This is a genomic window from Kouleothrix sp. 19917 (assembly GCF_057073505.1).
Genome location: NZ_CP097099.1, coordinates 6,371,632 through 6,394,218 on the forward strand (window position 1 = coordinate 6,371,632; position 22,587 = coordinate 6,394,218).

Below are 22,587 nucleotides of genomic sequence, written 5' to 3' on the forward strand. Positions count from 1 at the left end.
TGAAGCCAACGAAACGGCCGGCTGGGAATTCCCAGCCGGCCGTTTTTTAGCGCTTATTTACCTCGTTGATTTTGCCAAGCACCTCGCGCGAGCCAATCCGCCGGTCTGGCTCGCCGGGGCTGGCAGCCACTCCTGGCGGCGCGGTGCGCGTGGCTGGCGCGGCGCTGCCTGAGCTGGCGGGCGTGGCTGCTGCCCGGTTTTGCATCAGTGTCATTATGCCGCGCCCAAGGGCAAGCACGCTTACCAGCAGCGCCGCGCCCAGGAAGAGCCACGGCAGCGTAATATACAGCGCGTTGGCAAGCACGTTGGCTGCCAGGCTGGCTGAGGAATTGGCTTCGTGCGCAAATGCGTAGCGCAGCAGGAAGCCAACAATCAGCAGGGCGTTTACCAGCCCAAGCAGCGCGCCCATCAAACGCTGCCGGATGGGCCGATCGCCCGCGAGTTTGGGCAGCAACACTGCGCCGCCGTAGCCAACGCCCAGGGCGCACCACAGAAACAGCATGCAGCTCACCCACAGCGTCGCGCGCTGAATGTCGGTTGAGAAGCGGGCGGCCAGGTTGGCGCCCCACGGCGCGCCCCAGAAATCGACCAGGATGGCACCGCCAAGGGTGCCAAGCAGGGCGAGCATGCCACGGCGCAGATCGCGCAGGTAGCCAAATACCGCGAGCACAATCAGCACAAGTGCGATCCCGCCAGTAAGCGCAATTGCCATAAGCGTGGCCTTTCGAGCATGATGTATGTGCGGGGGTCGTATGGCCAATTGTAGCACAAAACACCAAAGGGCCACCGGCAGCAATTGTGCCAGTAGCCCTTTTCGCGGATTGTGTGTGGATCAGCACCCTGCCGCCGATTGCCGCCAGCGCGGCGCTAGCAGGCAGCGCAGCAAACGCTGCTACGCTACTTTAAACCCAAATACATGCGCCATGGTGCGCAGGGCGTTCTGGGCCGCGGCAATGTCGCAATCGGCCGAGGCATCGTGCAAAATGCGCTGCGCCAGGGCGTCGATCTGCGCCAGCGCGGCCGGCGACTGGAGGTCGTCGTCGAGCGCGGCGAAGAAGGCATGGTGCTCGGCAGCGCCATCGGTGCTGGCTGGCGCGCCGCCGCCAGGCGCAGACAGGGCGCTGTGCATACGCTCGACCTGCCCCTCGGCTGCAAGCACGCCATCGCGCTCGTAGTGGAAATCGTCGCGGTAGGGGAAGGAAAGCAGGTACCAGCGAAGTGCGTCGGCGCTATGCTCAGTCAGCGCCTGGCGGATGAACACCATGTTGCCAAGTGATTTGCTCATTTTCTCGCCGCCGAGGAAGGCCATGCCGCCGTGCATCCAGAAGCGCACAAACGGCTTTTTGCCGCTGTAGGCTTCGGTCTGAGCAATCTCAGATGGGTGGTGCGGGAAAATCAGGTCGCGCCCGCCGCCGTGAATGTCGATCTGATCGCCCAGGTAGCGGGTTGACATAGTGGTACACTCGATGTGCCAGCCGGGGCGGCCCGGCCCCCACGGGCTTTCCCAGGTGGGCTCGCCCGGCGCGGCGGCCTGCCACAGCACGAAATCCAGCGGATCGGCCTTATTCGGGTCGTTCGGGTCGTTGCCGCGCTCGTTGGCGACGGCCAGCATGTCGGCGTAGCCCAGCCGCGTCATCGCGCCATAGTCGGGGTCGGTTTTGATGCTGAAGTAGACGCTGCCGTTGCGCTCGTAGGCGTGGCCCTGCTCAATCAGCCGCTCGACGATAGTGAGCATCAGGGGGATTTCTTCGGATGCTTTGGGGTAATACGTGGGCGGGATCATATTCAGGTCGGCGCAATCGCGCACAAACTGCGCGGTTTCGCGGCGGGCCAGCTCGTCCCAGGCAATGTTATCGCGCGCGGCCCGCTCGAACAAGGGCGTATCGACATCGGTGACATTCTGGCAGTAGCGAACTTCGGCGCCGCAGTGGTTCAGGTAGCGAATAAGCAGGTCAAAAATCAGAAAGGTGTGCGCGTGGCCAACGTGCGTTGTATCGTAGGGGGTGACGCCACAGACATACAATGTGACTGGCCGGTCGGTTGGTACTTCGAGCTGAGCCTTCTCTCCCCGCAGGGTGTCAAATAGTTGCATAGGAAACTGCCTGATCCTCTTCTACACCGGTCTCATCCGGAGCAACTGCCGGCCGCACCGCGACGATGGTAATATCGTCGTGCTGTTCCATATCGCCCATATGCTCCTGCACCCGGTCGAGCACCAATTCGACCAGATCGCGCACATCATAGGGCTGCGAGTCGTTGAGCAGGCTTTCGAGCCGCTCGAAACCGAAAAGTTCGTTGTTAGAATCGTGCGCCTCGACAACGCCATCGCTCAGGAGCAGCAGCATGTCGCCAGGGGTGAAGCGCACCGTTTGCTCCTGGTATGTCGCGCCAGCGAAGGAGCCAAGCGGCAGGCCGCCCACATCGATGAACTGGCTGCCCTGCTTGGTGACTAATGCCGGCGCGATCATGCCCGCATTCGCCACGCGCAGCGTTTCCTCGCGCGGGTCGATCACCGCGAACAGCAGCGCCGCATTCATGTGGTTGGCGCGCAGGCGTGGTGCCAGCAAGTTGTTGAGCGCGGTAAGCACCTGGGCGGGATGTTCGATCTGGCGGCCCTGCGACTCCACTGCGCTCGATGTGAGCGCCATCAGGAGCGCAGCGCCCACGCCCTTGCCGGAAATGTCGCCAATCGCAATCGCCGCGCGCCCTTCCGACATTGCCAGGTAAGAATAGAAATCGCCACCAACCTCGTAGGCTGGCAACGAGCGCGCATACACGGCAATTTCGTCGCCATTCCAGGGCGGGCGGTCGGGCAGCAGGCCAATCTGGATGTCGCGGGCCAGCGCCATCGAGCGGCGCAATCGCTCGTTGCGGTGCTCGATCTCGGCCAGCGATTTTTGCAGGTGCTCGGCCATGCCATTGAAGGTGCGTGCCAACTCGCCCATTTCATCGTCGCCCAGGTCGCCGATGCGGTAGCTCAGCTGGCCGGCCCCAAGCGCATTCGCGCCATTGCGCAGCGCCTCAAGCGGCCGCAAAAACTGGCGTGCCTGCCGAAATGCGTAGAAGAGCGCGATCGCGCCCACAACAAGGACCAGCAGGCCCAGCACGAAAATACTGTTGCGCAGGCTGCCGAATGCCGTCAGCAGCGGCTGTTCGACAATAATTGTCCAGCCGGTTGACTCCTTGTTGTTGCGAAGCATCACTGGCGCCTGCGCGCCAATAACTTCCTGGCTGCGCGCGCCCGAATACTGTGCCACCTCGTTTGGCGAACGGATCAGGGTTTTCAGCCCACTTGGAACATTAAACGCGGGCTTGCCATCGTCGAGTATCACACTCCCGTCGGAATGCAATACCATATAGGGGTAGCTTTTGGAGTTTGCAATCGCGTTTGCCAGGCTGCTTGCCAGCGGCTCGGCGCTGAGCTCGGCGCGCAGCGCGCCAACAACAGTGCTGGCATCGTTGCGCACGGGCATGGTTATCACGTATGAGCGCACCCCAGAGCCGTTGCGCGCAATTGGCGAATAGGTGATCGTGCCATCGCGCAGCGCCTGCTGTACGGCCGGGTCGTCCTTGCGGCTGCCAAGCGTTTTGTCATTCAGCAGCAGCAGCTTAACCAGGTGCAAACGCTCGTTCGCGCCACCGTCGAGCAGCACAAAATCGAGCATATTCGGGTAGTTGCGGTTGACGAGGTCTTTCGCCAGATCGACAAGCTGTTCCTGCGAAGTGCTTGGGCGCACCTGGAGGGCAAACTGGTCGAGCTGGTTGCGCTGCTCTTCGAGGTGGCGCGACACATCCAGCTCAACACGTTTCGCAAGGTCGATCTGGTCGTTATACACGCTATTCTGCTGCGCGTCGGCATTGATCACCAAAAGCACCGCCCCGACAATCAGCAAGGGCAGTGTTGACGATAGTAAAAACGACCAGCGCAGCCGGTTGGCAATGCTTGTGCGGACGCCTGAGTTAAGGGAACCGGCAGGTTGACGCGGCAAACGAAGCCGCCGGGAACTCGGACGGCGCATTGAACAGCTCTCTATACGGGGCGTGCAGGCATCAGGCTTGAACGGGTTATCATTATAGCACAAGCTCGCCAAAAACGCTGGCTTTCTGAAAATATTGCTCGATTGACGCCAGGCTATTTTGCGATACAATCGCCGCTATGCCAAGCAACATGCCCAGCCGGATCGGCATTGATGCCAGCCGTATTGCGGTCGATACCCGCACCGGCACGGAACACTATACCTATGAGCTGATTGCAGCCCTGGCCGAACTCGACCGGCGCAATCGCTATACGCTCTACTGCAACCAGCGCCCCGCCGCGCTGCCGCCACTCGGGCCGAATTTCGCGCTGCGCAGCATGCCCTTCCGGCGGTTGTGGACACACGCGCGCCTTTCGGCCGAACTGGCGCTGCGCCCACCCGATACGTTATTTGTTCCCGCCCATGTGCTACCGTTAGGCGCGCCCCTGCGTCGCTTTCGCTCGGTCGCCACCATCCACGACATGGGCTACGTGCACTTTCCCGAAGCACATACGCCGCTGCACCGGCGCTACCTGCGCCTTTCGACATGGTGGAGCGCCCGCGCCGCCTCGCATGTAATTGCGATCTCGGGCGCCACGCGCGATGATCTGGTGCGCTATACGGGCGTCAATCCCGCCAAAATCACGGTGATTCACCACGGCCTGTCGCCGCGCTTCCGGCCCGTGCCAAACGCCCGCGCGATTGTGCAGGAACGCTATGGCATTGCCGAGCCGTATTTATGCTACATTGGCACCGTCCAGCCGCGCAAAAACCTTGTGCGCCTGATCGAAGCTTTTGCGCAGCTAGTGGCGCAATCGCCTGCCGATCCGCTTGCGCTTGTGATTGCCGGCAAGCGCGGCTGGCTTACCGAGGCAATCGAGCAGCGCGCCGCGGCATTTGGCGTTGCCGAACGAGTTCGCTTCACCGGCTACGTGCCCGACGAGGATGTGCCTGCGCTGCTCAGCGGCGCGCTCGCGTTCGCCTTCCCCTCGCTCTACGAAGGGTTTGGCATGCCGGTGCTGGAAGCAATGGCCTGCGGCACGCCGGTTCTCACCTCCACCACGTCTTCCCTGCCCGAGGTCGCCGGCGAGGCTGCACTCCTTGTCGATCCCGCCGATATCGCCGCGATTGCTGGCGGCCTGGGCCGGCTGCTGAGCGACGCAGCTTTGCGCGCCAATCTGCGCGCGCGCGGCTTAGCTCGCGCCGCCACCTTTACCTGGCAGCGCTGCGCAGCCGAAACCCTGCGCGTGCTGGAAGGGTAGAGCTACGCGTTTTCCAGCGTGTCGCGCACTTCGAGCGTGCCAGTCAGCGTGCGATGCACTGGGCACTTTTCCGCAATCTCAAGCAGGCGCGTTCGCTGCGCCTCGTCAAGCTCGCCCTTCAGCGTGATTCGCCGCTCAATCACATCAAGCTGCACCGGCTTATCGGCGCACTCCTCACAATCGCGGTGATAATCGCGCCGGTGGCTCATTCGCACCTCAACATCCTCCAGCGGCCACTGCTTGCGCCGCGCGTACATCAGCAGCGTCATCGAAGTGCACGCGCCGATCGCCCCAAGCAGCAGCTCGTAAGGATTAGGCCCACTATTGTCGCCGCCAACATCCGCTGGCTCATCGGCAATCAGCGTGTGCGCGCCTGCGTCGATCTCCTGACGCAAATTGCCAACGCTGTGAACAATCACTTCTGCCATAGAAGCACCCCTTTGCTGTATGCGAATTACCCTCGTAATACGTGCTGAAGCAAGTTTTGCAGCAACAGATTGCGCAGAGATTATACCCAATAGTTCGCCCATAAAATTCTTGACGATCTGGAACATACATGCTAAGATGACAGCATGTACTTCGCCGTTGCTGCCCATTCGCTATGCGGCAGTTGGTGGTGCATAGGTGAGTTTGTACGGTAAGGCTGAGTGGTACGATTCCGTAATTTCAAACACGAGGAGGAAAGCCATGGCAAAAGATCTCAACAAAGTGATGCTCACCGGCCACCTTGGTGCAGATCCCGAGATGCGCTACACCGCACAGGGAAGCGCAGTCACCACGTTTCGCGTCGCGTCGGGTCGCGCCTGGAAATCGTCCGACGGCTCGCAGCACGACGACACCGAATGGTTTCGCGTGGTTGCGTGGGACAAACTGGGCGAGATCTGCAATCAGTACCTAACGAAAGGTACGCGGGTCTATGTCGAAGGCCGCCTGCAAACACGCAAGTGGCAGGATCAGAATGGCCAGGATCGCTACAGCACCGAGGTCATCGCCAACGACATGATCATTCTGTCGAGTCGGCAGGATCGCCCGGCTGGCGGCAACGACTACGAAGCTCCAATGGAAGAAGACATTCCCGCCCCGGCGCCTGCCCGCCGCGCTGCGCCAGCACCTGCGCCTGCTGCCGCCCCGCGCCCTTCGAATGGCGGCTCGTCGCGGGCAGCGGCCCCGGCCACGCGCGCGCCTTCGCGGAATGTTCCTCAGGCAATCGACAACGACGAAGATCTGCCGTTCTAAAGATCTGAATATACTCACTAAAAACTCCGCGGCCCATAACGGGCCGCGGGGTTTTTAGTGGCAAATGCATACCCTACGAGTTCAGCTCAACAATATCGCCGCTGTCGATAAAAATCACACGCTCGGCAATATTGGTCGTTCGGTCGGCAATACGCTCAAGATTATGGGTCACAAACAGCAGGTCAACCGCGCGCGATGTTACCGACGGGTCGCTCTGAATCATCTCAATCAGGCCCGAGCGCATGTGCGAGACGAGCTCGTCCACCGTGTCGTCGGCATTGCTGAGCTTGCGCGCAGCAGCAGCGTCCTCGTTCACATAGGCGTCAAGCGCGCTGCCAAGCATATTAATCGCTTGTTCTGCCATTTGCGGAATATCCATCAAGGGCTTCACCAATGGCTGATCACCGTGGCGAACAGTTATTTTCGCAATGCCTTTGGAATAATCGCCAATGCGCTCAAGCTCACTGGCAATCTCAATCGCCGCAACAATGCGGCGCAGGTCGCGCGCCATGGGCTGCTGCGTAGCCATCACAACCAGCGCGTGTTCTTCCAGCCGGTATTGTGCCTGATCAATGCGATCGTCGTCGGCAATGATTTGTTTTGCAGCATCAATATCCTGCTGGCGAAGCGCAGCGATTGCGCGCGTTATCGACACGATGACCATCTGGCCAAGCGCCCGTAGCTCCGTGTGCAAACCTTCCAGCTGCTGCTCATAATGCTCGCGTGGTCGCATCACGTTCCTCCTCAATCTATCTGGTGTCCCACTCATCATTTCGATAGCGCCATTGTAGCATGCAAGCGCCGATCACAGAGTCTTAATCAGTCGCAAAAAAGAAACAGCGCGAGCATACGCTCGCGCTGTGTTAAAGAAGAGCAAATTTACTCTTCGCTCTGCTGCAAAATAACATAAAGCAGCTCAAGCAAAACTTGCTTTACGCTTTCTCGGTCGGAAGCAATACACGGCAGCACTTTGACATGAGCAGGCAGGCGCAAGGCAAGCCGCAGTTCATCGGGCGACCAGGCATTCGGTTTATCTTGCTTGTTCGCGGCCACGACATACGGCGTATCGCGATACGAGACGAAGAAATCGATGATTCGGTTCGTTTCGCGGAAGGTCTCAGGGCGGGTGCTGTCGACCAGAATTACCAGACCGAGCATACCCTCCGAAAGAATTTCCCACATGAAGTCGAACCGTTTCTGCCCGGGCGTGCCGAACAGATGGAGCACCAGATCATCAGCAATCGCGATACGGCCAAAGTCCATCGCGACTGTTGTCTCTTTTTTGATCAGCTTGGTATCGTCGGTAGCCCGCCGTTCGGTGGACACTACCTCGATTTCACTGATGGCTTTGATGAACTCGGTTTTACCCGCGTTCACCGCTCCGCTGATAACCATTTTTACCGTCTGCACACCGGCCCTCCGCTGCGGTGTAGTGCCTTAAACGACCGTTGCCGGCCAGAAAGACATACGGCGCTCTTTTTGTATATGCGGCTGCTCTGGCGAACGCCGCACCCGAGCATCACATTCCGCGAATACGATTGATGATCCGAGATACCAGCCCGCGCTTGACCTTTGGCGCTTCGGCCATTGGCCGCCCACTTGCCGTTACCGGCATGGGCTTCGGCTTCTTAATAACATCGACCAATCCAGCAGTGAGAAAGCCATAAACAATACGGCTCACATCAAATTCGCTCAGATTGGTTTTCTGTGCGATTTCCGCCAGCGTGTCTTTTCCATTGATTCGGGCAAACACGCGCCATTCTTCCGGAGCAAGCTGCACGCCTTTAGCTTTATCACCAGGCTGCTCTACGAACTTAACCACAAGATCGTTGCTTGGAATACGATCTTTGATTCGGCTCCACTCATCTATGCGCCGCACACCTTCCATAATCAGGTGTTCAACCGGCAGCGGTATTGGCATAATCGGCGCAGTCAGATCAGGACGCTGGTTTTGCTCGAAGCGGAACTCACCTTCGGGCCAACCAAAAAGCAAGTAGACCGATTCTTCGATATGCTGTTGCAAAACTTTTTGTAATTCTTCGCGCGAGATATACTCGTGCTGCAGTAAAATCTGCGAGAGATTTGCGCCACCGTTGTTGCGCTGCGCCTCGGTAGCCCCGCTAGCTTGCTGCGTGGTCAGTTTATTCTTGCTGACCAGCAAATCGGTAACCGATGCGTTCTGATCCTTGCGCGCGGCTGTAATCAGCTTTCCTTTGTCGAAATACAGCGACACTTCTTCATCAAGGCGGCTAAGGTGCAAGCAACCTGTTTTATAACCGCGATCAACGAGATATAAAAAGTCGGATAAACCGAAATCCCGTATGTTACCGACCAGCGCCATTGTCTTCCTCCGCTCACAGGCGTGAGAGGTTAGCGAGTTTCGAAGCCGCCAGTGTGCATAGCACGTGTTTTAGGTTAGACAAACGCCTGTTGAGCATCGGGCAGTGGCGTGCTTGGAGCAGGCAGCCCACCTGCCAGCGCCGGGTCATGTTCGCCAAGGGTAACGCCATCGGATGCAAGAACTGGCAGTAAGGCGGCAATTGCAACCGCAATCATGGTGTCATCGGGTTCGCGAGTGGTCAATTTCTGAAAGGCGAGTGACGGTGCAACCAGAACGCGCACCCATGCACGATGATAATTTGCTGCCGAAAGACGTAAAAGCTCGTAGCTAATTGCCGCAATCAGGGGAATCAGCGGGATATGGCTCAAAATACGCCAAAGCAACGGCCAGTCGCGAACAAGCAAAAACGATATAACAAAATTAAGTAATAGCACAACAAGCAAAAAGCTTGTGCCACAGCGTGGATGGATCAGCGTAAAATCGCGAACTCGGTCGACTGTGAGCGGAGCCCCGGCCTCGTAGGCATTAATTGTTTTATGCTCGGCGCCATGATAGCCAAATAAGCGCTTTACATCAGGCAGGAGACTTATGCCGCCAATATACCCAACAAAAATTGTGAGTTGCAGGATGCTTTTGATAGCTTCGCGAATGGTTGGTGTTGCCCCAAAACCTTCCGAGAAGCTCGCCACAAATGTTGGCAGAACAAAAAACAGGCCAACACCAAAAACGAGCGATAGCAACATCATGCCTGTGACCGGACCGTCGGCGGTGGGCTTTTCCGCAGTGGCCGGCTTGCCAGTTCGGGCGGCTTCGGCTTGCTCTTCGTCGGCAAGGGCCACAGCGGCCGAAAAGTTCAGCGCCCGTGTTCCCAGGCTCAGCGCGTCCCAAAGCATCAGAATTCCGCGCAGAAACGGGAGCGTTTCCCAGGCGTGCCGCTTCTTGACATTCAGTGCCTCGTGGCGAAAGACGATTTCGCCAGCGGCGTTGCGAACGGCGACGGTAGCCTGATGCAGTCCGCGCATCATCACGCCTTCAAGAACTGCCTGCCCACCATATGGAAAACGCTTGACACTCATGGAATAAACCTGACTACCCGGAAGCCGGAACGCATCTTGGTGTGGTAGGTATGCGAACCCGACCGACTGTATGATACCACGTAGCAACACGCCCGACAATAGGGATCGGGTACCACATGGGGGGGGGCCAACTGGGGTTTTTGATTATTGCTCGCCGCGCCGGGCAAGAAATGTGGCCGCCGCACGCACGCCAGCGATCAGGCCCGAGACGCGAATAACCGGCGAGACAACCTGCTCGGCCACATACGAGGTTGTTGTGCCAACCGAAGCGGTGGTGTCCTTCAGATTGCCGGTGATCGACTTGGTATTTTCTATCACGCCGTCGAGCTTGTTGGTGAGCAGATCGACTTTGGGAACGATGGTGTCGGTGGCGAGGCGCTTGATTGCGAAGACGGCATAGAGCACCGCCAGCAGCAGGGCCGCCGTCAGCAGCGCGCCGATCATCTGGAACACGGCCAGAATAACAATCGCGATGTCGCGCGTGGCTTCGCGAAAATCGGGGTACAAATATGATGCAACAATAAAGGCGATCGTAATCAGGGCAATTACGGCTAAGCCAATGCCGATCCATTTTTTCAAGACAATCTCCTCTACTGGCGCAGTGCGGCGTGGCGTCGCAACCAGGCTGAAAGTGTGCTCGATCTCTTTCAGAAGGGCTATACGGGCGCGATTATATCATACTCGTAATCGCGAGGCAACAGCAAGCAATATCCACGCCGCAAGCACCGCTTCGAGCACAGGAACGCCAGCAGGCGTGAAAAGCGGCAAGGGGAGGCGCAGGCCCGAGGCGTAGGCGACCAGGCAACCTGCAAAGGCGGCAAGCAGGAAGATTGGCAATTGGATGAGGCGCCGGCCCCACAGCAAGTGCGCGAGCGCGGCGCTGGCGGTTGCGATCAGCAGCAGCAGGACGATAACAGGCGACATAGATGTGTGTGGCGCGCCGCTTGATGACGCGCCATTTCCTTTATGTGCTATGCGCCAATGCGCCCGCCACCCAGTACCCGATCGCCGTCGTAGAGCACCACGGCCTGGCCGGGCGTGACGGCGCGCAGCGGCTGCGCAAAGGCAACGGTAAGCTCGCCATTGGCGCTGGGCGTGACGCTGGCTGCGACTGGATCGGCGTGTGAGCGGATCTGCGCGAGGCATTCGAATGGCTTCGCTGGCCACGCGCCATCCACAAAAACGACGCCGCTTGCCTGCAATGAGCCGCGCTCAAGCGCGGTTTTCGGGCCAACCACCACGGCATTGCGCGCCGAGTCGAGCGCGGTGACGTAGAGCGGCTCGCTGGCGGCGATGCCGAGGCCGCGCCGCTGCCCGATGGTATAGAGCGGCAGACCTTCATGGCGGCCAAGTTCGCGGCCCTGCATGTCGACAATCGGGCCGGGGCGCAGGCTGGCAGGCTGCTCTTCGCGCAAGAGGTTGCGATAATCGCCGCCCGGCACGAAGCAGATGTCCTGGCTTTCCGGCCGGTCGGCGCTGGCGAGACCGCGCTCGGCGGCGAGGGCACGCACCTGCGGCTTGCTGTATTCGCCGATTGGGAACATCAGCCGCGCCAGATCATCCTGCTGAAGCATGTGCAGCATGTACGATTGATCTTTGTCGCGGTCGCGGGCGCGCAGCAGTTGGTAAACGCCATTCTCCTGCTGAATGCGGGCGTAATGCCCGGTGGCGACATAATCCATGCCCAGTGCAGTGGCGCGCACCATCAGCGCGCGGAATTTGATGTCGCGGTTGCAGGCCAGGCAGGGGTTGGGCGTGTAGCCCTGCGCGTATTCGTTCAGAAAGTAGTCGATGACGTGGCGGCGGAATTCTTTCTGGTAGTTGAAGACATAGTAGGGAATGCCAAGCTGCGAGCAGACGCGGCGGGCGCTGTCGGTCATTTCCTGCGAGCAGCACAAACTCTCGGCCAGGCGGCCGTCGTCATCGTCCCACAGGTGCATGGTTACGCCAGTAACGTCGTGGCCGGCTTCGTGGAGCAAGGCAGCCACAAGCGAGCTATCGACGCCGCCGCTCATGGCGACAAGTATTTTTGCCATAGGAGTTGTTTCTGTATTGCTGATACCCGCGCTGTGGCGGGGTTCGCACCACGCGAACCAGCGGATATTATACCGTATCTGGCGCTGGCGCGCCGGAATATGGGGCGACGGTGGTTTCGAAGACGCGGCGCGCGCCAGCAGCTTTGAGCGCGTACGCGATCTGCGGGGCGGTTTCGGGCGTTGCCAGCGCGAGCATCACGCCACCCCAGCCAGCGCCAGAAAGCTTGGCACCAAGCGCGCCCGCCCGCATGGCCGCGGCCACCAGCGCGTCGAGCTCGGGCGAGGAAACGCCAATCTGCTGGAGCAGCGCGTGGTTCTGGCTGAGCAGCGGGCCGAGTTCAGAAATCGCGCCCGCCGCCAGGCAATCGCGGATGCGGTAGGCCAGCAGCGCAACGTTGTCGAACAGGCAGTTGTAGGCAGTGGTGCTGGCCTGCCAGCGCGCGCGTACCTCGCCCACGGGGGCGCGCGTCGGGCTGCGCACGCCCGTGTCGCCAACCAGCAGCGTAAAGGGCGTGGCAATGCTTGCTGGCTGGATGATCGGCGCGGGGCGGGCGGCATCGCCATCGGTAGGCGGGCGGATGTACCAGATTGGCTGTTCGAACGCGATCACGGTGTTGTCGATGCCGCTGGGCGTGCCGTGGAAGCGCTGCTCGCTGGCATAGACCATGGAAGAAATGGTGGCGGCGGTCAGTTTTTGGCCGAAGGAGCCGGCAAGTGCGCGCACAATTGCCGTGGCAACTGCTGCTCCGCTGCCCATGCCGCTGGCAATGGGAATGCCGGAACGGATGCTGATGCGCAGATCGGGCAGCGTGCCGGGTGCGAGCTGGGCGACGGTCGCGAGGATCAGCTCGTTCAGTGGGGTGTGTGGGTCTTCGGCAACGCGCCAGCGGCGGCGCAGCGAGGTGGCGAACACAACGATGCCCGTGTGCGGCGCACCGAGCCGCACGCGCGCGCGGGCACGAATATCGTCCAGCGGCAGCGCAATCGCGGGCCGGCCATATACCACGGCGTGTTCGCCGCAGAGAATGAGCTTGGCCGGCGCACTCCCAATCGCGTCGACCGGATTCGTTGGGCGTATTGTGGTTGTGTCAACAGCGTGCATAGATGCGGAAACGCCATCAGGCAGGATTGTTGATCGCGCCCATAAACAGCAGCGCGCCGCTGCGCTCGTCGCGAATGGCGCAGAAGAACGGGCGGTCGACCACCATGGAGAAGGTTTTCTTGGGCGAGAACGAAGCGCGCAGCATGCCAACGGATGTGACGGCGGCGGCCTCGGTGCCTTCTTCATTCACTTCAACAAAGGTCTTGTGGCGCACTTCGTCGATGCGCAGGGGCTCGCTGCCATCGGTCATCGCCCCAAAATCGGCGCGCTGCTCGAAGGCGATGCCCATACCAAGCGATTTGAGCGCGTCGTTCAGCTTGGCCTCGTACTTGGCGCGGAAGCGTGGCAGCACCAGCCGACCTTCAGTGGAGCTGAAATGGCTCATCCAACTATCCCAGCGCTTGCCGCTGAGCTGGTGGGTGAAATCTTCGAGGCTGCCGCGTGGCAGGAAGATGTACATGCACACGCGCCCGCCGCCGTAGGGCAGCGCCACGGCCTGAAAGGCGCGATCTTCGAGGTAGCGGAAGCGCCCGCGCTGCGCCATAAGCGGGTGCTGGATCTGCTGCCCGCCCGCCAGCGTGAACGGGCCATCCTGCGTGAGCTGGCGGTTGAACGGCTCGGTCCATTCGCCTTTGAAGTAGATTGCGTTCACCAGCATCAGCAGCGTGTCGCGGTCGACCTGCTCGACAATGCGCTCGATCTTCCCGGCCGTATGCTCTTCCACCCAACTGTTGATGATGCGTGCAGCGGGCTGGTGCGCGAAATCAAGCGGGCGAATCGCGGCGTCGTAGCAGCGCTCGGTGGTGCGCGCGAAATCATCGTCGAGCCGCACATTTTCGCTGACCCACAGGGCATTCGCGACCGAGAGCTTGATATGGTCGTCGAGGCGGGCGAGCTGCTGCTGAAGCGCGGCGCTGGCCTGGTTCAGGTCGTCGGCGTCGGCGCCACCGAGATCGAGCACGTTTGCCAGGGCGCGCTGGGTTTCGCCGCGCGCACCGCTATGGAGCATTGCCAGCGCCAGCGCGACACTGGCCGGCGACACAAACACATTTTCGCCCGCGCTGCGCTCGGCCAGCGTGGTGAACAGCCGGCAGGCAAACGTGGCGCTGACGGCGGCAATCGGGCTGCTTTTGATCATACGGGCGCTCCTTGCCAGCGACCGGGCTGGCGAACTGGTTGGGAAAGGCGGCCCAACAGGCCGCCCGTATGCAATATTGTAGCACAGCGCGTACCGCCGTGCCGGCCATGCGCTTGTCTGGCTCGCCTCTTCGATACGCGCTACGCGCACTCAGGAAGCTCGCCAGATTTTGGCGCTACACTTGGCTATTCCCACTCAATCGTGGAGGGCGGCTTGCTCGAAATGTCGTACACGACGCGATTGACGCCCGGCACTTCGTTGACGATCCGGCTGCTAACGCGGGCCAGCAGATCTTCTGGCAGGCGCGCCCAGTCGGCGGTCATGTAGTCCTCGGTGGTGACGGCGCGCAGGGCGATCACATCGGCGTAGGTGCGGCCATCGCCCATGACGCCGACGCTCTGGATGGGCAGCAGCACCGCGAACGCCTGCTGGGTGGCGCGATACAGGCCGGCGGCGCGCAGCTCGCCAATAAAGATCGCGTCGGCGCGGCGCAGCGTTTCGGCGCGCTCCCAGCTCACCGGCCCGAGGATGCGCACGCCCAGGCCGGGACCGGGGAAGGGATGCCGCCAGACCCAGTCTTCGGGCAGGCCCAGCTCCAGGCCAGCGGCGCGCACTTCGTCCTTGAACAGGTAGCGCAGCGGCTCGACCAGCTTGAGCTGCATGTCGGCCGGCAGCCCGCCGACGTTATGGTGCGTTTTGATCGTCACGCCCTTCTGCCGGTCAGGCGCTTTGCTTTCGATCACGTCGGGGTAAAGCGTGCCCTGCGCCAGGAACTCAACAGCCTGCCCCGAGCCAGTCGAAGGGTCGCCAATGCGGCGGGCTTCGCGCTCGAAGATGCGCACGAACTTCTCGCCAATGATCTTGCGCTTGCGCTCGGGGTCGGCTACGCCTTCGAGCGCGGAAAGAAATTCCTCGGCGGCATCGACGGCAACAAGCGGGACGTGAAAGTGCTCGCGGAAGGTTTCGACCACCTGCGCGGCTTCGCCCAGGCGCAGCAGCCCGTTGTCGACAAACACGCAGGTGAGCTGGTCGCCCACGGCGCGGTGAATGAGCAACGCCGCCACGGCCGAGTCGACGCCGCCCGACAGCGCGCAAAGTACCTTGCCGCTGCCGACTTGCGCGCGAATGCGCTCGATCGCTTCGGCGACAAAGCTGGATGCCTGCCAGTCGTTGCCGCAGCCGCACACGCCATGCACGAAATTCCGCAGCAGATCGCGGCCAAAGCGCGTGTGAACGACTTCCGGGTGGAACTGAATGCCATACCAGCGGCGCGTGTCGTCGCCCATGGCCGCGAAGGGCGAGTTCGCGCTGCGCGCCAGCGAGTGGAAACCTGTGGGCATGGCTTCCAGGCGGTCGCCGTGGCTCATCCACACCAGCTGTTCGTTCGGCGTATCAGTGAAAAGGGCGTGGGCGTCGAGAATTTCAATGGTGGCGGGGCCAAACTCGCGCTCGGCCGGCGGGGCGACCTGCCCGCCCAGCGCGTAGCTCTGGAGCTGCATGCCATAGCACACGCCCAGCACCGGCAGATTGGCGTTGAGCAGCCAGGAGGGCATTTGTGGCGCGCCCGGCTCGTACACGCTGGCCGGCCCGCCCGACAGAATGATGCCCTGCGGGTTGAGCCTGCGCACATCCGCTTCCGAAGCATCGTGCGGCAGCAGCTCGCTGTACACGCCCAGCTCGCGCACCCGCCGCACCAGCAGCTGCGCGGTTTGCCCGCCAAAATCGAGCACAGGAACCGAAACTTGAGTCATAATAGCATTTCCATCCATGCGTTTGGAAGTTCGAAGGTTGCAGGTTGCAGGTTTCAGCTGAAGCCCGGCCGGGCCTGATTATAGCACAGGGAGGCTTTGTGGAACTCTACTTTCTGCGACACGGCATCGCGGCCGATACCAGCCCCGACGGCAACGACGCCAGCCGCGCATTAACAAAAGAAGGCATCAGCAAGATGCGCGAGGTCGCGCGCGGCCTGCGCGGGCTGAACCTGCACCTCGACGTGCTGTTGAGCAGCCCATTGGTGCGCGCCCACGAAACCGCCCAGATCGTAGCGCGCGAGCTGAAGATCAGCCTGCAGCTGGCCGACGAGCTAAGTTCGGGCTGCGACCTGCCGCAACTGTTCAGCCTGCTTGGCGAGCACCGCATTGCCGAGCGCGTGATGCTGGTGGGCCACGAGCCCGATTTCAGCAGCATGATTGCCGAGCTGACCGGCGGCAGCAGCGTGCAGATGAAAAAAGGCGGCCTGGCGCGCGTTGACACCGAGCGGCTGGAAGCGGGCGCGGGCACGCTGGTGTGGCTGATGCCGCCGCGCGTGATGCGCAGCGTGGAGTAAGCCCATGCCAGCCGCCAATCACCCGTTCTTTTCGCTCTACACCCACGGCTTTGCGCGCGTCGCCGTTGGCATCCCAGGCGTGCGCGTGGCCGACCCATCCGCGAACGCCGAGCGCACGCTCGCGCTGGCCCGCCGCGCCTCCGAGGCCGGCGCCGCGCTGGCGCTTTTCCCCGAGCTTGGCATTTCGGCCTACAGCAACGACGACCTGTTTCACCAGGATGCCCTGCTCGACGCGACCATGGCGGCGCTGGCCGGCCTGGTGGAAGCGAGCCGCGAGCTGACCCCGCTGCTGCTGGTGGGCGCGCCGCTGCGCTTCGAGCAGAAGCTGTTCAACTGCGCGGTGGCGATCTATCGCGGGCGCGTGCTGGGCATTGCGCCGAAAAGCTACCTGCCGAACTACCGCGAGTTCTATGAAAAGCGCCAGTTTGCGCCCGCCCGCGCCGCGCTGGCCCGCGAGGTGAATTTTCTCGGCGCGCAGGTGCCCTTCGGCCCCGACCTGCTGTTTGAAGCCAGCACCCTGCCCAACTTTACCGTGCACGCCGAAATTTGCGAAGATGTGTGGACGCCCATCCCGCCGAGTACCTACGCGGCGCTGGCCGGCGCGACCGTGCTGGCGAACCTTTCGGCCAGCAACATCACGATCGGCAAGGCCGAATATCGCCGCGCGCTGTGCGCCGGCCAGTCGGGGCGCTGCATCGCGGCTTATCTCTACTCGGCCGCCGGGCCGGGCGAATCGACCACCGACCTGGCCTGGGATGGCGACGCGCTGATCTACGAGAACAACGAGCTGCTGGCCGAGTCCGAGCGCTTCGCCAGCGACGAGCAGCTCATCCTGGGCGACATCGACCTGGAGCGGCTGGCGCAGGATCGCATGCGCACCACCAGCTTCGCCGACGCCGCCGCCGACCATCGCGAGCACTTGCGCACTATGCGGCGCGTGGTGTTTGAGTTCGCCGTGCCGGCTGGCGCAATCACGCTCGACCGCGCCGTTGAGCGCTTTCCCTACGTGCCGAACGACCCCAGCAAGCGCGACGAGCGCTGCTACGAAGCCTACAACATCCAGGTGCACGGCCTGATGAAGCGGCTCGCCAGCACCGGCATCGAGCGCGTGGTGATTGGCGTCTCGGGCGGGCTGGATTCGACGCAGGCGCTGATTGTGGCGGCCCGCACGATGGACCGGCTCGGCCTGCCGCGCGCCAACATTCTGGCCTACACCATGCCCGGTTTTGCCACCAGCAGCACCACGCTGCACAACGCGCACGCGCTGATGGGGGCGCTTGGCGCGACGGCCGCAGAGATCGACATTCGCCCGTCGTGCATGCAAATGCTGCGCGACATCGGCCACCCCTACGCCAGCGGCCAGCCCGTCTACGACATCACGTTCGAGAATGTGCAGGCCGGCGAGCGCACCTCGCACCTGTTCCGCCTGGCGAATTACCATAACGCATTGGTGCTTGGCACGGGCGACCTGAGCGAGCTGGCGCTGGGCTGGGCGACCTATGGCGTGGGCGACCACATGTCGCACTACAACGTCAACGCCTCGGTGCCAAAAACGCTGATCCAGCACCTCATCCGCTGGGTGATCGACTCGGGCCAGTTCGACGCAGCCGCCAACAGCACGCTGCAATCGATCCTCGACACCGAGATTTCGCCCGAGCTGGTGCCGCACGATGCCGGCGACCAGAGCAAGCCCGCGCAAAGCACGCAGGCCACAATCGGGCCGTATGAATTGCAGGATTTTAACCTGTACTTCATTACGCGCTACGGCTTCCGGCCAAGCAAAGTGGCGTTTTTGAGCTACAACGCCTGGCACGCACGCGAGCGCGGCGAGTGGCCGCTGGGTCTTCCCGAAGGGTCGCGCAACGCCTACGATCTCGCGACGATCCGGCGCTGGCTCGAGGTGTTTCTGTTCCGCTTCTTCCAGATCAGCCAGTTCAAGCGCTCGGCCGTGCCGAATGGCCCGAAAGTCGGCTCGGGCGGCTCGCTCTCGCCCCGCGGCGACTGGCGTGCCCCCAGCGATGCTACCGCCGACGCGTGGCTGGCCGAGCTGCGCGCAAACGTGCCGGGCGAGTGAGGGAGACAAGGAGATGGGGAGACACAATGCCAATATTCAGTAGCCAGTTGGCACTATGCAGTTTGCAGTAACCTCTAACGGGCGAACGTAGAACCTGAAACTTGTAAACCTGTAAATCTACAATCTGTAAACACTCAAACCCGAAACCCTCCTCGCCCTTTGCGTCTTTGCGGTGATAATGTCGCTCGTCGGTCGTCAACCTGCAACATGCAAACCTGCAACCTTCCAACTAACCTCACCCGCTGGCAGCGCCTCTCCAACATCGTCTATAATGCGCGAATGTCGTTTCTGGAGAGGCTCGTTTTATGTCTACTCAATCGGTTGGCTACCTTGGGCTGCTGCGCAACAACATTGCATTCCGGCGGCTCTGGTATGGCCAGGTAGTCAGCCAGCTCGGCGACTGGTTCGACTCGATCGCGCTGTTTGCGCTGCTGCTGCGGCTGACCGGCTCGGGCCAGGCGGTGGGCGCGCTGATGGTTGCGCAATTTCTGCCCGCAGCGTTCGTGGGCATGTTTGCCGGCGTCATCGTCGACCGTCTGCCGCGCAAGCTGGTAATGATCGCTTCGAACCTGGGCTGCGCGGCGCTGGTGCTGCTTTTCCTGCTGGTGCGCGACGCCAGCCAGATCTGGATCATCTATGTCGTCGCGATTGGCAAAATGTCGCTGGTGGCGTTTTTCGACCCGGCGCGCACCGCGATCACGCCCAACATCACCACCCGCGACCAGCTGATCGCCGCGAATGCAATCAGCGGCGCGACATGGTCGGCCATGCTGGCGGTTGGCGCGGCGCTGGGCGGCGTGGTGGCGGGCACGCTCGGCACCGACGCGGCGTTCATTCTCGACTCAATCTCATTCGTGCTGGCCGCGCTGTTCATCTGGGCGGTGCCCGTGCACGAAACCCACCACCGCGAGCGCACGCCTACCAGCGGCCTGCACGAACTGCGCGAAGGGCTGGCGTATGTGTTCAGCCGCTATGATATCGCGGTGTACACCCTCACCAAAGGGCTGTGGAGCCTGGGCGGCGGCGTGCTGCTGCTGCTGACGCTGTTTGGGCGGCAGGTTTTCCCGCTCGGCGCGGATGGCGCGCTCAGCATTGGGCTACTATACGCGGCGCGTGGCGTTGGCGCGGGCATTGGCCCGCTGGTTGCGCGGCGGCTTGGCGGCGACGGCGCGCGCTTTCTGCGGCGTGCGATCGGCCCATCGTTCCTGCTTACCGCGCTGGGCTACATCGCCGTGAGCGGCTCGCCCTCGCTCGTGCTGGCGTGGCTGGGCGTGATGCTGGCGCACATTGGCGGCAGCACGCAGTGGGTGTTCAGCACCTCGCTGCTGCAAATGAATGTGCCGAACCGCTTGCAGGGGCGCGTGTTTGCGGTGGAAGGCGCGCTGCTCACGCTCACAAGCGCGCTTTCGAACTATGGCGCCGGGCTGGCATCCGACGCGGGTTGGGCGCCGCGCTCGCTGGCGCTGATAATGGCGATGGTCTTCGTTCCCACCGGGCTGTTGATGCTGGCGCTGCTGTGGCGCGCGCCAGCCGCACATGCCGAGCCAGTGCTGGCGGGCGGCGTGGGCGAGTGAAAGGAGCGGACGTGGAACTGCACGCAGCAATTGCCGAGGCCGAAGCGCGCATCCGGCCGTATGTGCGCGAAACGCCGCTGGATTTTGCGCCGGCACTGAGCGCCCTGGGCGGCGCGCAGGTGTTCCTGAAGCTGGAAAACGTTCAGCACACACACTCGTTCAAGCTGCGCGGCGTGATGAATAAGCTGCTGCGCATGCCCGCCGATCAGCGCGCGCAGGGCGTGGTGGCCGCGTCATCAGGCAATCATGGCGCGGCGCTGGCCTACGCTTGCGCGCAGCTTGGCACCCACGCGCTGATATTCGTGCCCGAGCGCGCCGCGCCTGCCAAGATCGCCGCCATCCGCCAGCGTGGGGCCGAAGTGCGCCGCCACGGCAACGATAGCGTGGTGACCGAGCGTTTTGCCCGCCAATATGCCGAAGAACACGGCCTGGCCTATGTTTCGCCGTATAACGACTGGGATGTCGTGTGCGGCCAGGGTACGGTCGCCGCCGAGCTGGCGCGCCAGCTGCCGCAGCTCGACGCGCTGCTGGTGGCGGTTGGTGGTGGCGGCCTGATTGGCGGCATGGCGGCCTTCCTCAAGGCGCAGCCGGCCCCGCCTACAATCGTTGGCTGCCTGCCAGCCAACTCGCCCGTGATGGCGGCCTCGGTGCAGGCCGGCCAGTTGCTCGATATGCCCACGCTGCCCACGCTGTCCGATGGCACGGCGGGCGGCATCGAGGCGGGCTCGATCACGTTTGAGCTGTGCCGCACGCTGGTGGACGAGTATGTTCTGGCCGAGGAGAGTGCCATTGCCGCCGCCATGCGCACCTGCCTGGCCGACGAGCACCTGCTGATCGAGGGCGCGGCGGGCGTGGCAGTGGCGGCCTACCTGCACGACCCGGCGCGCTGGCGCGGCAAAACCGTGGCGATTGTGATCTGCGGCGGCAATGTCGGCATCGAAACGATTCGGCAGATTGCGTAGGGCGGGGTTGCAGGTTTACAGGTTTACAGGTTGCAGGTTCCCGTAGGTCAAGGACAGCTGACGGAAGATTCACCACAGAGGCACGGAGGCACGGAGATTTGGTTTGCAGGTTTACAGGTTGCGGGTTGCAGGTTCCGTGGGCCAATGATGAACGACGAATAATGGAAGGTTCACCACAGAGGCACAGAGGCACGGAGATTTGGTTTGCAGGTTGCCGTGGGTGAACGATGAACGGCGACTGGCGAGAGTCAACTATGGCATCCTGAGTAGCGCGTAGCGCGTATCGAAGGGTGCTGGCAACCAATTGCCTTCGGTGAACTTGCGAACGTGCAACTTGCTAACCTGCTAACGATCAATTCAGCATTCAAAACTCAAAACTCAAAATTTGAACACGAGGAGGAGCGTCGATGGCGAGTGATTCATTCCAGGCGCTGGTGCTTGAGCAGCGCGACGGGCGCACGGTTGCGGGCATTCAAACGCTCGAAACGGGCGCGCTGCCGGCCGGCGATGTGCTGGTCGATATTGCCTATTCCTGCCTGAACTATAAAGATGGTCTGGCGATCACCGGGCGCGGCAAGATCATTCGCAACTTCCCAATGGTGCCCGGTATCGACTTTGCGGGCACGGTTGCGGAGTCGCAGCACCCCGGGTACAAGCCCGGCGACGCGGTGGTGCTCACTGGCTGGGGCGTGGGCGAAAATCACTGGGGCGGGCTGGCGCAGCGCGCGCGTGTGCGCGGCGACTGGCTGGTGCCACTGCCGGCCGGCCTCGATGCGCGCGCCGCAATGGGCGTTGGTACGGCAGGTTTCACCGCAATGCTGTGCGTGCTGGCGCTTGAGGAACATGGCATCGCAGCTGGGCGCGAAGTGCTGGTGACGGGCGCGGCCGGCGGGGTTGGCAGCGTGGCTGTGGCTTTGCTGACACGCGCCGGTCACACGGTGGTCGCTTCCACCGGGCGCGCCGATGAAGCCGCCTACCTGCGCGAATTGGGCGCGTCCGACGTGATTGGCCGTCTGCCCGCCGAGGGTCGCCCGCTGGAAAGCGAGCGCTGGGGCGGCGTGATCGACACGGTTGGTGGGCCGACGCTGGCGGCTGCGCTGCGCACTACGGCCTACTGGGGCAGCGTGGCGGCCTGCGGCAACGCCGGCGGTATGGAGCTGAACACGACCGTGTTTCCCTTTATTCTGCGTGGCGTGAAGCTCCTGGGCGTCGAATCGGTGCGCTACCCAGCCGAGAAGCGCCCGGCCGCCTGGGCACGCATCGCCCGCGACCTGCCGGCCGACCTGCTGAACCAGATGGTGCAGGTTGTGGCGCTGCGCGACGTTCCCGCCGTAGCCGGGCAACTTCTGGACGGGCAGGTGCGCGGGCGCGTGGTGGTGGATGTAAGCCAGGCATAATCGCAGGGCGCGGTGGTATACTACTGCCCGGAAACATCAACACATGA

At 62.2% G+C, this 22,587-nt stretch carries 21 protein-coding genes; 7 read left to right on the forward strand and 14 right to left on the reverse strand.

The features are described 5' to 3' along the window. Positions 1-46 precede the first annotated feature (46 nt). The 3 genes from M1P90_RS25790 to M1P90_RS25800 form a co-directional block, all read right to left on the reverse strand. Positions 47-712, reverse strand: coding sequence for a CvpA family protein (locus tag M1P90_RS25790; RefSeq protein ID WP_483698449.1), 666 nt, complete (start codon positions 710-712; stop codon positions 47-49). Between the two features lie 180 nt (positions 713-892). Continuing rightward, a complete protein-coding gene (gene cysS, locus M1P90_RS25795; protein WP_483698451.1) occupies positions 893-2,092 on the reverse strand; it encodes a cysteine--tRNA ligase in 1,200 nt (399 codons plus the stop codon). Continuing rightward, positions 2,079-3,866 (reverse strand): SpoIIE family protein phosphatase, encoded by a 1,788-nt coding sequence (locus M1P90_RS25800; protein ID WP_483698452.1) that lies wholly within the window; start codon positions 3,864-3,866, stop codon positions 2,079-2,081. Before M1P90_RS25800 ends, cysS begins: the two co-directional genes overlap by 14 nt. Positions 3,867-4,156: 290 nt before the next feature. On the opposite strand from M1P90_RS25800, the gene M1P90_RS25805 reads away from it, so the two are divergent. Then, positions 4,157-5,278 carry a glycosyltransferase family 4 protein gene (locus tag M1P90_RS25805; protein ID WP_483698453.1) on the forward strand — a complete coding sequence of 374 codons (1,122 nt, stop codon included), beginning with the start codon at positions 4,157-4,159 and terminating at the stop codon, positions 5,276-5,278. A gap of 2 nt (positions 5,279-5,280) precedes the next feature. On the opposite strand, the gene M1P90_RS25810 is transcribed toward M1P90_RS25805, so the two are convergent. Then, complete coding sequence (locus M1P90_RS25810; RefSeq protein WP_483698454.1) at positions 5,281-5,706, reverse strand: OsmC family protein; 426 nt, start codon at positions 5,704-5,706, stop codon at positions 5,281-5,283. Positions 5,707-5,965: 259 nt separating this feature from the next. Here M1P90_RS25810 and M1P90_RS25815 point away from each other — a divergent pair, with 259 nt between their 5' ends. Further along, entirely contained in the window at positions 5,966-6,514 is a 549-nt protein-coding gene (locus M1P90_RS25815) for a single-stranded DNA-binding protein (protein ID WP_483698455.1), read from the forward strand. A 73-nt stretch (positions 6,515-6,587) separates the two neighbouring features. On the opposite strand, the gene phoU is transcribed toward M1P90_RS25815, so the two are convergent. The 10 genes from phoU to guaA form a co-directional block, all read right to left on the reverse strand. Next, positions 6,588-7,247, reverse strand: a complete 660-nt coding sequence (phoU, locus tag M1P90_RS25820) for a phosphate signaling complex protein PhoU (RefSeq protein ID WP_483698456.1) — start codon at positions 7,245-7,247, stop codon at positions 6,588-6,590. 146 nt (positions 7,248-7,393) lie between these two features. Beyond that, on the reverse strand, positions 7,394-7,924 hold the full coding sequence (locus M1P90_RS25825; protein WP_483698457.1) for a GTP-binding protein: 531 nt from the start codon (positions 7,922-7,924) through the stop codon (positions 7,394-7,396). Positions 7,925-8,033: 109 nt separating this feature from the next. Then, positions 8,034-8,855 (reverse strand): DUF4388 domain-containing protein, encoded by an 822-nt coding sequence (locus M1P90_RS25830; RefSeq protein ID WP_483698458.1) that lies wholly within the window; start codon positions 8,853-8,855, stop codon positions 8,034-8,036. Positions 8,856-8,929: 74 nt separating this feature from the next. Then, positions 8,930-9,931, reverse strand: a complete 1,002-nt coding sequence (locus tag M1P90_RS25835; RefSeq protein ID WP_483698459.1) for a DUF1385 domain-containing protein — start codon at positions 9,929-9,931, stop codon at positions 8,930-8,932. A gap of 144 nt (positions 9,932-10,075) precedes the next feature. Continuing rightward, positions 10,076-10,510, reverse strand: coding sequence for a hypothetical protein (locus tag M1P90_RS25840; protein WP_483698460.1), 435 nt, complete (start codon positions 10,508-10,510; stop codon positions 10,076-10,078). A gap of 96 nt (positions 10,511-10,606) precedes the next feature. Beyond that, positions 10,607-10,855 (reverse strand): hypothetical protein, encoded by a 249-nt coding sequence (locus tag M1P90_RS25845; protein ID WP_483698461.1) that lies wholly within the window; start codon positions 10,853-10,855, stop codon positions 10,607-10,609. A 47-nt stretch (positions 10,856-10,902) separates the two neighbouring features. Beyond that, positions 10,903-11,967 (reverse strand): tRNA 2-thiouridine(34) synthase MnmA, encoded by a 1,065-nt coding sequence (mnmA, locus tag M1P90_RS25850; protein ID WP_483698462.1) that lies wholly within the window; start codon positions 11,965-11,967, stop codon positions 10,903-10,905. A gap of 67 nt (positions 11,968-12,034) precedes the next feature. Beyond that, positions 12,035-13,069, reverse strand: coding sequence for a mevalonate kinase (mvk, locus tag M1P90_RS25855; protein ID WP_483698463.1), 1,035 nt, complete (start codon positions 13,067-13,069; stop codon positions 12,035-12,037). A 16-nt stretch (positions 13,070-13,085) separates the two neighbouring features. Further along, positions 13,086-14,207 carry a serpin family protein gene (locus M1P90_RS25860; protein ID WP_483698464.1) on the reverse strand — a complete coding sequence of 374 codons (1,122 nt, stop codon included), beginning with the start codon at positions 14,205-14,207 and terminating at the stop codon, positions 13,086-13,088. A gap of 185 nt (positions 14,208-14,392) precedes the next feature. Continuing rightward, the gene (gene guaA, locus M1P90_RS25865; RefSeq protein ID WP_483698465.1) at positions 14,393-15,958 is read right to left on the reverse strand and encodes a glutamine-hydrolyzing GMP synthase; all 1,566 of its coding nucleotides are present in this window, start codon (positions 15,956-15,958) and stop codon (positions 14,393-14,395) included. 98 nt (positions 15,959-16,056) lie between these two features. On the opposite strand from guaA, the gene sixA reads away from it, so the two are divergent. The 5 genes from sixA (at position 16,057) to acuI (ending at position 22,540) form a co-directional block, all read left to right on the forward strand. Further along, positions 16,057-16,533, forward strand: a complete 477-nt coding sequence (gene sixA, locus M1P90_RS25870; protein WP_483698466.1) for a phosphohistidine phosphatase SixA — start codon at positions 16,057-16,059, stop codon at positions 16,531-16,533. 4 nt (positions 16,534-16,537) lie between these two features. Continuing rightward, a complete protein-coding gene (locus M1P90_RS25875) occupies positions 16,538-18,607 on the forward strand; it encodes an NAD(+) synthase (RefSeq protein WP_483698467.1) in 2,070 nt (689 codons plus the stop codon). A 305-nt stretch (positions 18,608-18,912) separates the two neighbouring features. Continuing rightward, the gene (locus M1P90_RS25880) at positions 18,913-20,181 is read left to right on the forward strand and encodes an MFS transporter (protein WP_483698468.1); all 1,269 of its coding nucleotides are present in this window, start codon (positions 18,913-18,915) and stop codon (positions 20,179-20,181) included. A gap of 11 nt (positions 20,182-20,192) precedes the next feature. After that, positions 20,193-21,143: a threonine/serine dehydratase gene (locus M1P90_RS25885; protein WP_483698469.1), complete on the forward strand. Its 951-nt coding sequence runs from the start codon at positions 20,193-20,195 to the stop codon at positions 21,141-21,143. A 407-nt stretch (positions 21,144-21,550) separates the two neighbouring features. After that, positions 21,551-22,540 carry an acrylyl-CoA reductase (NADPH) gene (gene acuI / locus M1P90_RS25890; RefSeq protein ID WP_483698470.1) on the forward strand — a complete coding sequence of 330 codons (990 nt, stop codon included), beginning with the start codon at positions 21,551-21,553 and terminating at the stop codon, positions 22,538-22,540. The last annotated feature ends 47 nt before the right edge of the window (positions 22,541-22,587 follow it).

Bases quoted from the DNA above. Each gene is read 5' to 3' on its own strand.
- mnmA (WP_483698462.1), bottom strand. From the start codon at position 11,967: ATGGCAAAAATACTTGTCGCCATGAGCGGCGGCGTCGATAGCTCGCTT.
- M1P90_RS25810 (WP_483698454.1), bottom strand. From the start codon at position 5,706: ATGGCAGAAGTGATTGTTCACAGCGTTGGCAATTTGCGTCAGGAGATC.
- M1P90_RS25830 (WP_483698458.1), bottom strand. From the start codon at position 8,855: ATGGCGCTGGTCGGTAACATACGGGATTTCGGTTTATCCGACTTTTTA.
- M1P90_RS25805 (WP_483698453.1), top strand. From the start codon at position 4,157: ATGCCAAGCAACATGCCCAGCCGGATCGGCATTGATGCCAGCCGTATT.
- M1P90_RS25880 (WP_483698468.1), top strand. From the start codon at position 18,913: ATGTCTACTCAATCGGTTGGCTACCTTGGGCTGCTGCGCAACAACATT.
- M1P90_RS25790 (WP_483698449.1), bottom strand. From the start codon at position 712: ATGGCAATTGCGCTTACTGGCGGGATCGCACTTGTGCTGATTGTGCTC.
- acuI (WP_483698470.1), top strand. From the start codon at position 21,551: ATGGCGAGTGATTCATTCCAGGCGCTGGTGCTTGAGCAGCGCGACGGG.
- guaA (WP_483698465.1), bottom strand. From the start codon at position 15,958: ATGACTCAAGTTTCGGTTCCTGTGCTCGATTTTGGCGGGCAAACCGCG.
- M1P90_RS25860 (WP_483698464.1), bottom strand. From the start codon at position 14,207: ATGATCAAAAGCAGCCCGATTGCCGCCGTCAGCGCCACGTTTGCCTGC.
- mvk (WP_483698463.1), bottom strand. From the start codon at position 13,069: ATGCACGCTGTTGACACAACCACAATACGCCCAACGAATCCGGTCGAC.
- phoU (WP_483698456.1), bottom strand. From the start codon at position 7,247: ATGCGACCACGCGAGCATTATGAGCAGCAGCTGGAAGGTTTGCACACG.
- cysS (WP_483698451.1), bottom strand. From the start codon at position 2,092: ATGCAACTATTTGACACCCTGCGGGGAGAGAAGGCTCAGCTCGAAGTA.
- M1P90_RS25845 (WP_483698461.1), bottom strand. From the start codon at position 10,855: ATGTCGCCTGTTATCGTCCTGCTGCTGCTGATCGCAACCGCCAGCGCC.
- M1P90_RS25815 (WP_483698455.1), top strand. From the start codon at position 5,966: ATGGCAAAAGATCTCAACAAAGTGATGCTCACCGGCCACCTTGGTGCA.
- M1P90_RS25835 (WP_483698459.1), bottom strand. From the start codon at position 9,931: ATGAGTGTCAAGCGTTTTCCATATGGTGGGCAGGCAGTTCTTGAAGGC.
- M1P90_RS25875 (WP_483698467.1), top strand. From the start codon at position 16,538: ATGCCAGCCGCCAATCACCCGTTCTTTTCGCTCTACACCCACGGCTTT.